Here is a 13,848-nt window from a genome sequence, read left to right on the forward strand (position 1 = left end):
AATATTAAAAAACAGGAGGATAAATCCATGACTTTTGAACCTGGCTGTTTAAAATACGACAGTGCCGGTCTAATCCCGGCCATCATCCAGGACGCCGATACCAGTACCGTACTGATGATGGCCTACATGAACAAGGAAGCGCTGGAAAAAACCCTGGCCACCGGGGAAACCTGGTTCTGGAGCCGCAGCCGGCAAAAGTTGTGGCACAAAGGGGAAACCTCCGGCAACGTGCAAAAGGTGCAGGAGATAACCTACGATTGCGACCGGGACACCCTGCTGGTAAAGGTCAAGCAAACGGGAGCCGCCTGCCACGAGGGTTACTTCACCTGCTTCCACTACCGCATCAATCCGGAAACGGGGCAAACGGAAGTGATTGGGGAGCAGCAGTTTAATCCGGAAGAGGTTTACGGCCCCAAATGCCAGCCGGAGGATAACCCGCCGGCGGCAGGAGATAGCGGTGGCGCACTTGCACTGGGGCACGAAGGTGATGAAAAAAAAGCTCCAGCGGTTAATGCCTTGATACTGGAGGAACTGTTCCAGGTAATCAAGGAACGGCAGGAAAAACGTCCCCCCGGTTCCTATACCGCCAAACTCTTCGACAAGGGCCTGGACAAAATGCTCGAAAAGCTGGGGGAAGAGACCACCGAACTGATCATCGAGGCCAAGAACCGGGACCGGGAAGAGGTTGTCGAAGAAAGCGCCGATGTCCTTTACCACCTGCTGGTAATCCTGGCCGAACAGGGCATTACACCGGCAGAGGTGTTTGCTGAACTGGCCGATCGGAGAAAGGATGATTAGCTGGAGTTTCCCGGCTGAACTGCATATAAGCAGTTCAGTCTTTGAAGGCATGGCGTTGTCCTGTATAGCTTTTTCAGTGAATGCTGGGCGGCCTGAAGCGAACCGTGGTACTGTCGGCGCGGAGCACTGGAGTGAGCGTGGGCAGCGTCGTGCCTCATCACAGACAAGCTTTGGTTCTGTTATAGAACAACAAGTCTTATGACTAATAAAAATTTCCCCGGTCTTGTCATTAAATACGCCGGGTTTTTCTTTTGCAGTGGTACCGAAAGACCAGGGCCTGTGGTATAATGCACCCTGGATGGGAAGTGATCGGCAAATGGACCTGTTGAAAAACCTGAATGAAGCCCAAAAAGAAGCAGTGCAGCACAAAGACGGGCCCCTTTTAGTGCTGGCGGGCGCGGGCAGCGGTAAAACCCGGGTACTGACCACCCGTATCGCCTATCTCCTGCAGCAGGGGGTGGACCCGCACCATATCCTGGCCATCACCTTTACCAACAAGGCGGCCCGGGAAATGAAGGAGCGGGTCCAGACCATGGTTCCCCATGTAGCGCGGGACCTGTGGGTTTCCACCTTCCATTCGGCATGCCTGCGCATCCTGCGCAAGCAAGCCCGTTTTCTGGGCTACTCCGAGAATTTTGTGATTTACGATGAGCACGACCAGCAAACGGTTCTGAAAGATTGCCTGAAAGAATTAAACCTGGATGAGAAAAAGTTTCCGCCCCGGGCCGTGGCCGCGGTCATTTCCGGAGCGAAAAATAAACTGTTAGGACCCGGCGCTTACCAGGACGAGGCCTTTGATTTCTATTCCCGTCATGTGGCCCGTATTTACGCCCTGTACCAGGACAAGCTATTCCGCAACAACGCCCTGGATTTTGACGACCTGATCATGCTCACGGTGCGCCTGTTCCGGGAAAACCCCGCGGTCTTACGCTATTACCAGAACCGTTTTCGTTATATCCTGGTGGACGAGTACCAGGACACCAACCACGCCCAGTACGTGCTGGTGAACCTCCTGGCCCGGGAGCACCGCAACCTCTGCGTGGTGGGCGACCCGGACCAGGGTATTTACAGCTGGCGTGGGGCGAATATCCAGAACATCCTCGACTTTGAAAAAGATTACCCCGATGCAAAGGTGGTCAAACTGGAGCAAAACTACCGCTCCACCCAGACCATTCTGGATGCCGCCAATCACGTCATCCGGCGCAACCGGGGGCGCAGGGAAAAAAGGCTCTGGACGGCCGCCGGTGCGGGGAACCCGGTGGTGGTTTACCTGGCCCACGACGAGCGGGCCGAGGCCAATTTCGTGGCCGACCGCATTACCCGGCTCCACCGCCTGGGAGTACCCTACCGGGATATGGCGGTGCTTTACCGCACCCACGCCATGTCCCGGGTGCTGGAAGAAATCCTGCTGCACCGGGGTATTCCCTACACCATTGTGGGCGGCCTGCGCTTCTACGACCGCAAGGAAATCAAGGACCTGCTGGCCTACCTCCGGCTGGTGGTAAACCCGTCAGACACGGTAAGTTTAAGGCGCATTATTAACGTACCACGGCGGGGTATCGGGGAGGCTTCCTTTAACAGGCTGCTTGCCTTCAGTGCGGCCAGAGAAATTCCGGTACTGGAAGCCCTGGCCCGGGTGGAGGAAATACCCGGCCTGACCAAAAGCGTACGGGCGGCATGCATGGAACTGGCCCGCCTCTTTGGCTGGCTTTATGAACACCAGGGCGAGTTAACCGTAACCGGTCTGGCCTGGGAAGTGCTCCAGCGATCGGGATACTGGCAGGAGCTCCTGGCCGAAAATACGGTGGAATCCCGCACCCGGCAGGAAAACCTGAAGGAATTTCTCTCGGTGACCCAGGACTTCGACCGCCAGGCCGGGGAACGAACCTTGAGCGCCTTTCTGGCCGAGCTTTCCCTGGTGAGCGACATAGACCGCTACGACGAGGAAGCCGACCAGGTGGTGCTGATGACCCTGCACAGCGCCAAGGGGCTGGAGTTCCCGGTGGTCTTTCTGGTGGGGATGGAGGAGGGGGTTTTCCCGCACTCCCGTTCCCTGGTGGAACCGGCGGAACTGGAGGAGGAAAGGCGCCTCTGCTACGTAGGCATTACCCGGGCCAGGGAACGGCTTTATTTAACCCACTGCTGGCAGCGCACCCTGTATGGTGCCACCCGGCACAACGACCCGTCCCGTTTTCTGGAAGAGATACCGCCCCACCTGGTCACAGTCGATGACCCCCTCGATAGGGGGAATGGGGCAAAGCGGCCAAAACCCGCCCCGGGCGGGGCCGGACTGCCCCGGGGAGCGGCCAAAGAAACGGAACCCGGTACGCTCCCGCCCGTCCGGGAGCAGGCTCCAGTGTACGCCTTCAGCCCCGGTGACCGGGTCAGGCACCGTAAATGGGGCCAGGGTACGGTGATCAACGTAAGGGGACAGGGGGAAAACGCCGAATTACAGGTGGAGTTCCCCAACCTGGGCACCAAAATCCTTCTGGCCCGCTACGCCCCCCTGGAACGGGTTTAAGTCTGATCCATAATTTTCCTGGCAATAATAAAGATAAGGGAAACCAGCGTCCGGTTAGATTTGCGTCGTGTCCTGCGGAGGCTCCTCATATGACCCGTCTGCTGATTGTGGCCCTGTTGACGGCCATCATTCACATGATCAATACCCTGATTTATTCCGTGCGCCTGGCCGGGGTGCGCACCCAGCGCCTGGCCACGGCCCTGTCCCTTTTCCAGGTGATCTTTCTCATTGCCAGCACGGCCAACCTGATTCAGGCCCCCCTGATGTCCTCCATTGTGGAACACGCCATTAACGCCGGCTTAAGGCACGCCGGCGGCGGGGACATCCTGACCGATCCCTACTACCAGGCCCAGCTTGCCAGGTTAAACATGGAAATCCGCCTGGTCATCCTGGCCGCCACCGGGGGAACCATCCTGGGGGGTCTTTTAATCCCTACCTTTGTCCGGGTTTTCACCCGGGGGATAATGCTCCTGGAGGATCTGGGTTCGGTACCCCGGATGATCTTAAAAATGATCCTCTCCCCCCGACAGCTTTTAGCCATGGCCAAAAAGGTTAAACTACCGGGAGTGGGCCGTTTCCGGGACGCCCTGCGGGGGCCGCTGAACATACCCCGGCACTTCCTGGTGGCCAATATTTTAATCACCGGCATCTGGACCACCGGTGTGCTCTCGGCCCTGTATGCGGGGGCGTTGATACCCCAGTTCCGGTCCACGGCCACCCTTACTTCGGGAATTGTCAACGGCGTGGCCGCCGTTCTGGCAGCCACCGTGGTGGACCCCACGGCAGCCATGATCACCGACCAGGCCATGCGTGGGGTGCGCCCGGAGGAAGATGTGAAGCAAATGGCCGTCTTCCTTGCCCTGACCAGACTTGCGGGCACCCTTTTGGCCCAGGCCCTCTTTGTTCCCGGGGCACTGGTGATTCGCTTTGTGGCCGAACTGATTACCTGATCCAGTTCTTGGGGGTGTACTTTTTGGACAGCGCCTTGGAAAGAGCCCGCCAGCGGATTGAGGAGCTGCGCCGGGAAATTGAATACCATAATTACCGTTACTATGTGCTGGACGACCCGGTAATTTCCGACGAGCGCTACGACGCTTTGATGCGGGAACTGATCAAACTGGAAAGCAAATACCCGTCCCTGGTCACTCCGGATTCACCCAGCCAGCGGGTGGGGGGACAACCCCGGGAAGGTTTTGCCACCGTGCGCCACCGTATCCCCATGCTCAGCCTGGCCAACGCTTTCGACGAGGGAGAGTTGCGGGATTTTGACCGCCGGGTGCGTTCCGCCCTGCCCGGGGAACCGGTGGAGTATGTGGTGGAGCTGAAAATAGACGGGCTGGCCGTTTCCCTGCGCTATGAAAACGGCCTGCTGGTTACCGGGGCCACCCGGGGAGATGGGGAGACCGGCGAGGACATTACCGCCAACTTGAAAACCATCCGGGCCGTCCCTTTGCGCCTGCTCCGCCCCGTTCCCCTGCTGGAAGTGCGGGGGGAAGTCTACATGTCCAAGGAGGCCTTTATGCGTCTAAATGAAACCCGGGAAGAAGCGGGCGAGCCCCTCTTTGCCAACCCGCGCAACGCCGCTGCGGGCAGCCTGCGCCAGCTGGACCCGGCCGTAACAGCCTCCCGGCAGCTGAGCATCTTTGTCTACGGAACCGGGGAGATCGAGGGGGTTAGTGTAAATACCCACGCCGAAACCCTGGCCCTGCTCAAAGAACTGGGTTTTCCCGTCAATCCCCATCACCGCCTTCTGCCCGATATCCAGGCGGTGATTGATTACTGTAACCGGTGGCAGGAAGAGCGCTTTAACCTCCCCTATGTCATTGACGGCCTGGTCATTAAAGTCAACTCCCTGGATCAGCAGGCCCGGCTCGGTGCCACCATGAAGAGCCCCCGCTGGGCCATTGCCTTCAAGTTTCCGGCCGAACAGGCCAAAACCAGAGTGCGGGACATTATCCTGCGGGTGGGGCGTACCGGAGTCCTGACCCCCACCGCTATTTTAGAACCGGTCCGCCTGGCCGGCACCACCGTCAGCCGGGCCACGCTGCACAACGAGGACATAATCAAGGAGAAGGACATCCGGATCGGGGACACGGTAATTGTACAAAAGGCCGGCGATGTTATTCCGGAAGTGGTCGCGGTAATCCCGGAAGAGCGCACCGGAGACGAAAAACCCTTTGTCATGCCCCGCCGCTGTCCCGAATGCGGCGCGGAGGCCGTCCGTCCCCCGGGAGAAGCGGGAACCCGCTGCACCAACATCGCCTGCCCGGCCCGGCTGCGGGAGGGATTGATCCACTTTGCTTCCCGCAATGCCATGGATATTGCCGGCCTGGGGCCGGCGGTAATCGGCCAGCTGCTGGCAGCGGGGCTGGTGCGGGACCCGGCGGATCTTTACACCTTGCGCCTGGAGGACCTGGTGCCCCTGGAGCGCCTGGGCAAAAAATCGGCCCAGAACCTCCTGGAGGCCATTGAAAAAAGCAAGTCCAACCCCCTGTACCGCTTGATTTTTGCCCTGGGCATCCGGCACGTGGGGGAAAGGGCCGCGCGTATTTTGGCCCAGCGCTTCGGTTCCCTGGACCGGCTCTCCCGGGCCACTTATGAAGAACTGGTGGCCATTCCGGAAATCGGCCCCAAGATTGCCGAAAGCGTGATAACCTTTTTTGCCCAGGAACAAAACCGCCGGGTGCTGGAAAAACTGGCCGCCGCCGGAGTAAATACCCGCCAAGAGCCAGAAGAAGAGCCCGGCGACAAACCCCTGGCGGGCAAAGTTTTCGTCCTCACCGGCAGCCTTTCGCATTTCACCCGGCAGGAGGCCCAGGAACTGATTGAGCGCCTGGGCGGGCGCGTAAGCTCCAGTGTGAGCAGGAAAACCGATTATGTGGTGGTGGGGGAGAATCCCGGCAGCAAATACGACAGGGCCCTGGCCCTGGGTATCCCCATCCTGCGGGAAGAAGACTTTCGCCGCCTGGTGGAGCAGTGGTAAACGTTCAGTGATCCCGCTATGATGCCGCGTTGCCCACGCTCACTCCAGTGCTCCGCGCTGACAGCACCGCGGCTCGCTTCGGACCGGACTAGCGGCGCTGCAAAGGCGGCATGGCAGTTGTACCTTACTATCATCTTTATTACCGTTTTAGTAAGTTACCTTTCTAAAGCTACATTCCAGTGCCGCTGGTTTCGCGCCGCAGTCCGGTTACCCTCGCTTCGCCGGGTGCTGTTTCCAGCGCTTCGCAAGTCGTTCGCTTTGGACAACGCGGCACCTGCCAGTGGTAGCGGTAAACAGTTACGGGCAGTGAAAGTTGCAACCTCCCCCATGGAGCGCTATAATATTGTCATTTAAAGTCTTGAAAGTAAGGAAGGTGCTGGTATGATAACCATCAAAGACGTGGAGCATGTAGCCCTTCTGGCCCGCCTGGAATTGAACGAAGAAGAAAAGCAAATGTACACCAAACAGTTGAACGCCATCCTGGAATACGCCCAGATGCTCAATGAACTGAACACCGACGACATCCCGCCCACCGCCCACGTGCTGCCCCTGAAAAACGTCTGGCGGGAAGATGAAGTGGGCGAACACCTGCCGCCCGAAGAGGTACTGGCCAACGCTCCGGAAACGGAAGGCCAATTCTTCAAAGTGCCGCGGATAGTTTAAGGAGGGAATTTTGTTGGAACTGTACTACCTCACCGCCCACGAACTGCACGATTTGCTCGTCAAAAAGGAAATCAGCGCCGAAGAAATTTGCCGCGCCGTCTTTGACCGCATTGATGCCGTAGAGGACAAAATCAAAGCCTATGTCACCCTGACCAGGGACAGGGCCTTTGCCCGGGCACGGGAGATCGACCGTAAAATTGCCGCCGGGGAAGAAGTTCCCCCCCTGGCCGGCATCCCGGTGGCCATCAAGGACAACATGTGCACCCGCGGTGTACGCACCACCTGCTCCTCGAAAATTCTCTACAACTTTGTGCCCCCCTACAACGCCACGGTGGTGGAAAAGCTGGAAGCCGCCGGCACGGTAATGGTGGGCAAGACAAACATGGACGAGTTTGCCATGGGTTCTTCCACGGAAAACTCGGGCTTTTTTGTAACCGCCAACCCATGGGATCTGGAGAGGGTACCCGGCGGGTCAAGCGGCGGTTCCGCCGCGGCGGTGGCGGCAGGGGAAGCCATTACCGCCCTGGGTTCCGACACGGGCGGCTCCATCCGCCAGCCGGCGGCGTTTTGCGGGGTGGTGGGATTAAAACCTACCTACGGGGCCGTTTCCCGCTACGGGCTGGTGGCCTTTGCCTCGTCCCTGGATCAAATCGGACCCTTTACCCGGGATGTTACCGACTGCGCCCTCATGTTAAACGCCATCTGCGGGCACGATCCCCTGGATTCCACCTCGGCACCCCGGGATATCCCCGACTTCGCATCCTACTTGAGGGATGACGTGAAGGGCCTGAAAATCGGCGTACCCCGGGAATACATGGGGGAGGGCATTGACCCCGCCGTAAAGGAGATCATTGGACAGGCCACCGGGCTGCTGGCCTCCCTGGGGGCGGAAATTGAAGAAACCAGTTTGCCCCACAGCCGTTACGCCCTGCCCACTTATTATTTAATTGCCCCGGCAGAAGCCAGCTCCAACCTGGCCCGCTATGACGGCGTCCGTTACGGCTACCGGACGGAGGACGCCCGGGATGTAGTGGACATGTTCATGAAGACACGCAGCCAGGGCTTCGGCCCGGAAGTAAAACGGCGCATTATGCTGGGCACGTACGCCCTGTCCGCAGGCTACTACGACGCATATTATCTAAAAGCGTTGAAAGTGCGCACCTTAATCAAGCAGGATTTTGACCGGGCCTTCGAAAAATTTGATGTGCTCCTGGCTCCCACCGCCCCATCCCCGGCCTTCAAACGGGGAGAGAAGACCGGCGATCCCCTTCAGATGTACATGTCCGACATCTGCACCCTGGCGGTAAACCTGGCCGGCATGCCCGGAATATCCATCCCGGCGGGATTTGTGGACGGCTTACCCGTAGGCATGCAATTAATCGGTAAGCCCTTTGGCGAGGGCACCCTCTTGCGGGTGGCCTACACCTTTGAGCAACACACGGATTATCACCGCCGCCGGCCGTCTTTATAGGGAGGGAAGCAAGCTTTGACTGAATACGAAACCATCATCGGCCTGGAAGTACACGTGGAATTAAAAACTAAAAGCAAGATCTTTTGCCCGTCCACCACGGAATTCGGGGGGGACCCCAATACCCATGTTTGCCCCGTTTGCCTGGGGTTGCCGGGAGTGCTGCCGGTTTTAAATAAAAAGGTGCTGGAATACGCCATCCGGGCTGCTCTGGCCCTGAACTGCGAAATTGCCGAATATTCCAAGTTCGACCGCAAAAACTACTATTACCCGGACCTGCCTAAGAATTACCAGATATCCCAGTATGACCTGCCGCTGGCCAGAAACGGCTACCTGAACATTGAAGTGAACGGGCAAACCAAGCGCATCGGGATCACCCGCATACACATGGAGGAGGATGCGGGCAAGCTGATCCACCAGGGCACCATTGCCACCTCCCCCTATTCCCTGGTAGACTACAACCGCACCGGGGTACCGCTCATTGAAATCGTCTCCGAGCCGGATATGCGTTCCCCCGAGGAGGCCCGGGCTTACCTGGAAAAATTGAAGGCCATCATCCAGTACACCGGAGTTTCCGACTGCAAAATGGAGGAAGGGTCTCTACGCTGCGATGCCAACGTTTCCGTACGCCCCAGGGGGAGCCGGGAATTCGGTACGAAAACGGAAATTAAAAACATGAACTCCTTTAAAGCGCTGCAGCGGGCCCTGGCCTACGAAGTGGAGCGGCAAATTGCCGTGCTCCAGGAAGGCGGCCGCATCGTCCAGGAGACCCGCACCTGGGATGAAAACAAAGGGGTAACCCTGCCCATGCGCAGCAAGGAGGAAGCCCACGATTACCGCTACTTCCCCGAGCCGGACCTGGTACCCCTGGTGATTGACCGGCAGTGGGTGGAGGAAATCCGGGCCACACTCCCCGAGCTTCCTGACGAACGGCGCAACCGCTACATCAAGCGCTACGATCTCCCGGCCTACGACGCCACCGTGCTTACAGCCACCAAGGAAATGGCCGATTACTTTGAGGAGTGTGTAGCCCTTTATCCCAACGCCAAGGCAGTCAGCAACTGGATGATGGGGGACCTCTCGCGCCTGTTGAATGCCCATAACATGGACATTACCCGGTGCAAGGTATCGCCCCGGCAGCTGACCGACATGCTCAAGCTGATGGACAGGGGCACCATCAGCGGAAAGATTGCCAAAACGGTCTTCGAAGAGATGTTTGCCACCGGCAAGGATCCGGAACAGATTGTGCAGGAAAAGGGGCTCGTGCAGATTACCGATGAGGGGGCCATTGCCGCCGTAGTGGAGGAGGTGCTGGCCAGCAACGCCAAGGTGGTGGAGGACTATCTGAAAGGAAAGGACAGGGCCTTCGGTTTCTTAGTGGGCCAGGTAATGAAGGCCACCCGGGGCAAAGCCAACCCGGAGCTGGTCAACCGCCTGCTTAAGGAAAAGCTCCATTCCAGCTAATAAAATCGGGAAATCGAGCAGGAGGGGGCGGCCAGCTCCCTCCTCTCAAACCTCCGCCATCTCCACAGATAGCCTTTGCAGGAGTAAAATCCGGCGATTCCAGGATCCCGGCAGACAGGTTATTCCGGGTCAAAATTAAAAATGTAACCTGTACCCCGTACAGTTTTAATCAGACGGGGCTTACCCGATTCATCTGCCAGTCGTGCTCTCAACCTGCTGACGTAGATATCCACCGTTTTGCGCCCACCGAAAAAATTTTGACCACATAAGTGATCCAGTATTTCATCCCGGCTAAATACCCGATTGGGGTTTTGAGCAAATAAAAGTAACAACTCATATTCGCGCGGCGATAATTTAATATACCGGCCATTCTTTTTTACCTGCCGTGCGGCAGGGAAAATTTCAATATTATTAAATGTGATAACATTCTGTTGAGCGGCAGGCACTGTGCGGCGCAGTGTCGCCTTTACCCTAGCCAAAAGCTCCCTTGAGTCGAAAGGCTTAACAACATAGTCGTCGGCACCTGTTTCCAGTCCTTTGATTATGTCCTCTCTTTCGTTACAGCTCCCTTTATCTGATATTAAAACTTTTCGACATAGTTCCGTTATTTCCTCTCTATTTAAAATTTGTTACCAAATATTTACCAAAATATTACCATTTTGAAACCATTTAAGGAGATAATTGCTGTATAATAGTAATGTCAACAAAATGACGAGGAGGTGGGGCACAACCTGATGTAGAGAATGGTGGGTTGCGAGCTCAGCGATGTTGTCCACCAGGGCAAATGCTTCTGTTCACCGTGTCCGGCGCATAATTTTCCAGTTAGCTTTACTGTTGGCGTTTACAATGAACATTACTATTCTTAGGGATCACGTCGATACCGACAAGGAGTTTGCCCAACAAGGTTCACCGCACTTCCAGAAAAATCAAGCCGGGTAATAAAAGGGGAGATGTCAAGATTTGCTAATAAAAACATACTTGCCAATATATTTTATTTCCTGTCGGGACTGCAGAGGTAAAGGAGAATGAAGGGAGAGGAGGTGGAATTTTGCGAGTAATATTAGGAAGCCCACAACAGGCGGGACAGGTTGTCGGCCAACCGTCTGTTGTGGGCTATCACAACCCGAAATTAAAAGGTTTAATTGAAAAATATGAGCCACATGGAAAGCAGGCAAATGAGGGAAAAGTTAAAGAGGTAAAAGAACTTAAAGGGGGAACGAAAGAAAAAAAATTAAGTGAAGCGTTATCTAGTAAAGAGGTCGATAAATTACTAAAGGAATTAGACAAACAAGGATTTTCACCTTCTTGGGAAAAAGTATTTATGGCACAGACAATCACAGAATTTGATGAAGAAAATAATATAACTACTTTAATAATGGCAATACCTTTCAATAAAAATGATGAAAATGCGGTAATAACCTATGTTTCCAATGATTATGATAAAGCAGCAGTATTAACAATGAAAAAAGATGGTATTCTCACATTAAATGTCTATGATGATGAAAAGGATAGCATGGTAACGGTAGCTTCTACGGCTACATGTTTTGCATGTCAATCGGTTGTAAGTATAGTGTGTGATCAAGTTAGTAGTTCAGGATGTATTTGGGGGTGCCTGAAGATTTGTGGTAGATCTGCAAACCCGATTGTGGTAGCTGCATGTACTGGAATTTGCGTCTTTATTTGTTATACTGTGGGACTCAATCTAGCATGTGCTCTTGGTAGTTCATGGGTGTGTGAAAAAGTAGGTTTATGTCCTTAAATTTTTGTCGTTGAACCAGCGATAATTTAAGCAAGGTTTAGCGTTCTAGAAAGGACCTTGTTATTATTCCTGATAGCAAGGTCTTTTCTAAATATTTTATAATAATAGGGGAACGGATATCTTATTCAATATACTTGACCATCGTTGATTCAAAGTATAATTATTTAACCTCCTTTAACGTGTTCCCTTAAAAATTGACAACTGCTTTTACTTAGCTAAGTTATAATCATTATATATATGCTAAAAAGGTTGATGAGAAATGGTTACTAATAATGGATATAGTCAAAATTTTCAAGTTGCCCCTATCGAGGGAAATTTTAAATTTCAACTAAAAATCTGGATAATTGGTTCTGTTTTTCTTATTATACTTTTATCTATGTTATCTTTAGTTTTAATATTTACGGAAACAAGAACAACAAATTTTTTTATTAAGGGTATATTTACCTTATTTTTAATTATAATAGTTTCGTTTGGCGGGATGTGGGCTATGATTGGGTTAATACACCTTTTTTATTCCCCGCGTCTTTATACTGTCGGTGCAAAGGGAATAATTGTTAAGCGTCTAATTGGAAATGTATGTATTCATTACTCAGAAATTCAGAGAACCGCGATTATAGATTCTATGCCGATATGGTGGGTATTAGGTGCAACATTGTTATTTGAAATAGGTACTGGACCTGTAAGTACTTTTGTTACACGTTCAGAAAAGCTACTTCTAATAGAAACATCAAAAAGAAAATATTATCTTTCTCCTTTAAAACCAGATGAAATGCTTGATACGATACTAAGGTATCTTAAAGAAAATAAAAAAAGTAATGTGAAGGAAGTGTAAAACATGTTTAATAAAATAACCTTTTTTTCTTTGCTTAATCTTTCCATACTTTCTTACCTAGCACTGAACAAAATCCTTATTAATGTTGTCCTCATACCAACCTGGCGTCGGTTTAAAGTTTTCGGTAACAGTATATTAGATTCAGATTCTGTTCAAAAAGCTGAGGAAAAATAGTGTTCGCCTGTTATTCATTTGATATATTATGAATTTAAAAATGATGTTTTACAACTCGAGAAGGATGCAAGTAGTCTCAGTACTACTGCTACTAAGGATGGAGAAGTACAACCCGCTGGAAAGTTTGGATTCCTGGTTAAGTTGGCGCTTCAAACCATTAAAGCCGCTCTTAAGGCAGGCAATTACGCTGTCGATTTTATGAATTATATGCTAAAAAAATTAGTTACAATTCTGCGGAGGCAATATATTTAAGGAGCAACACTTCTAAGGTTATTCAAGCTTTAGATAACGTTATTGGAAAAAATTAATCATGATCAAGACTATGTAACGGCAACCATAAGAAGTATGCTATATTCAAGTTTGTTAAACGTTAATGTACCTGGATATATGCACTGCCTATAGCTGATGCTATTGCAGCTGCGGTAGACTTTTTGTTGCTTTAAAGGATTAAATTAGCAGAATAAAAGGATATATATTCCTCTTATTCTGCTAATTTAACTTAGCTTGACGTGATGGATATTAAGATTAAAGGGAAAATGTTGTTCTAAATAAATCGTCGAATAATAGGAGGGAAATCACTTGGGGTATGAACTAGAGGAGTTACAAAAAATTATTTTTCAGCAGCAGAAAAAGATTGACGAAATGCAAAATAAAATAAACGAGCTGTCAGATTATATTTTACGCCTATCTGTATGCAAAGTCACAAATCCCAAATACCCATATTATGATTTTATTGTGTCTTATCAAATATCCCCGGAAAAGCAAGATAAAATTGGTTTACTTTTCATATTACTATCAGATAAATTTAATGGTAAAAAAATACAAGAGCGCTTTAGAAAGATTAAAGATTATCCTACAGATTTTTTGTTTTCCAACGAACCTCTCAAATATAAAGATGTAAAAGAGGCTCTTGCCAAAATTCTGGGTGCCATAAGCGATGAAGTGCCACTTATGTTGATCAAAAATTTAAGAGATCAAGGTTTCCATGTGGCATTATGTGACTATTTATTATCCCAATGTACTGCGGACAATCAGCAGGATGAATAATAGATGTTGTCGCATACGTGTTCGGTTAAACCCGCAATATACCATTGACATCTAAAGGTGGTACTTTATCCCTGGTAATTAAAGTCCCTATTTGTGGTTATATGACCATTGTCCTTCCGGTGACTTAACCTCATGCAGT

Annotated in this window: 11 protein-coding genes; 10 read left to right on the plus strand and 1 reads right to left on the minus strand. The window is 52.1% G+C overall.

Annotation, left to right across the window (positions count from 1 at the left end; translation table 11 throughout):
* The first annotated feature begins 27 nt into the window (after positions 1 to 27).
* The 7 genes from hisI (at position 28) to gatB (ending at position 9,897) form a co-directional block, all read left to right on the plus strand.
* Positions 28 to 798, plus strand: coding sequence for a phosphoribosyl-AMP cyclohydrolase (hisI, locus tag G7K71_RS15140; RefSeq protein ID WP_166348030.1), 771 nt, complete (start codon positions 28 to 30; stop codon positions 796 to 798).
* Between the two features lie 316 nt (positions 799 to 1,114).
* Positions 1,115 to 3,319, plus strand: a complete 2,205-nt coding sequence (pcrA, locus tag G7K71_RS15145) for a DNA helicase PcrA (RefSeq protein ID WP_166348033.1) — start codon at positions 1,115 to 1,117, stop codon at positions 3,317 to 3,319.
* A gap of 89 nt (positions 3,320 to 3,408) precedes the next feature.
* Entirely contained in the window at positions 3,409 to 4,269 is an 861-nt protein-coding gene (locus G7K71_RS15150; protein ID WP_166348036.1) for a lipid II flippase Amj family protein, read from the plus strand.
* Positions 4,270 to 4,292: 23 nt separating this feature from the next.
* On the plus strand, positions 4,293 to 6,302 hold the full coding sequence (gene ligA / locus G7K71_RS15155) for an NAD-dependent DNA ligase LigA (RefSeq protein ID WP_166348039.1): 2,010 nt from the start codon (positions 4,293 to 4,295) through the stop codon (positions 6,300 to 6,302).
* Positions 6,303 to 6,683: 381 nt separating this feature from the next.
* Entirely contained in the window at positions 6,684 to 6,965 is a 282-nt protein-coding gene (gatC, locus tag G7K71_RS15160) for an Asp-tRNA(Asn)/Glu-tRNA(Gln) amidotransferase subunit GatC (RefSeq protein WP_121451400.1), read from the plus strand.
* 13 nt (positions 6,966 to 6,978) lie between these two features.
* Complete coding sequence (gene gatA, locus G7K71_RS15165; protein ID WP_166348041.1) at positions 6,979 to 8,436, plus strand: Asp-tRNA(Asn)/Glu-tRNA(Gln) amidotransferase subunit GatA; 1,458 nt, start codon at positions 6,979 to 6,981, stop codon at positions 8,434 to 8,436.
* Between the two features lie 15 nt (positions 8,437 to 8,451).
* The gene (gene gatB, locus G7K71_RS15170) at positions 8,452 to 9,897 is read left to right on the plus strand and encodes an Asp-tRNA(Asn)/Glu-tRNA(Gln) amidotransferase subunit GatB (protein ID WP_166348044.1); all 1,446 of its coding nucleotides are present in this window, start codon (positions 8,452 to 8,454) and stop codon (positions 9,895 to 9,897) included.
* 119 nt (positions 9,898 to 10,016) lie between these two features.
* Here the strand turns inward: gatB and G7K71_RS15175 are convergent, their stop codons facing one another.
* Complete coding sequence (locus G7K71_RS15175) at positions 10,017 to 10,376, minus strand: response regulator transcription factor (RefSeq protein ID WP_166348047.1); 360 nt, start codon at positions 10,374 to 10,376, stop codon at positions 10,017 to 10,019.
* Positions 10,377 to 10,945: 569 nt separating this feature from the next.
* On the opposite strand from G7K71_RS15175, the gene G7K71_RS15180 reads away from it, so the two are divergent.
* The 3 genes from G7K71_RS15180 to G7K71_RS15190 all read left to right on the plus strand — a co-directional run bounded on the left by G7K71_RS15180 (position 10,946) and on the right by G7K71_RS15190 (position 13,709).
* On the plus strand, positions 10,946 to 11,656 hold the full coding sequence (locus tag G7K71_RS15180) for a hypothetical protein (RefSeq protein ID WP_166348050.1): 711 nt from the start codon (positions 10,946 to 10,948) through the stop codon (positions 11,654 to 11,656).
* 259 nt (positions 11,657 to 11,915) lie between these two features.
* Complete coding sequence (locus G7K71_RS15185; RefSeq protein WP_166348053.1) at positions 11,916 to 12,488, plus strand: PH domain-containing protein; 573 nt, start codon at positions 11,916 to 11,918, stop codon at positions 12,486 to 12,488.
* 753 nt (positions 12,489 to 13,241) lie between these two features.
* Positions 13,242 to 13,709, plus strand: a complete 468-nt coding sequence (locus G7K71_RS15190; RefSeq protein WP_166348056.1) for a hypothetical protein — start codon at positions 13,242 to 13,244, stop codon at positions 13,707 to 13,709.
* Positions 13,710 to 13,848: the final 139 nt, after the last annotated feature.

The sequence above is a fragment of the Desulfofundulus sp. TPOSR genome, assembly GCF_011393055.1.
Taxonomy (GTDB): domain Bacteria; phylum Bacillota; class Desulfotomaculia; order Desulfotomaculales; family Desulfovirgulaceae; genus Desulfofundulus; species Desulfofundulus kuznetsovii.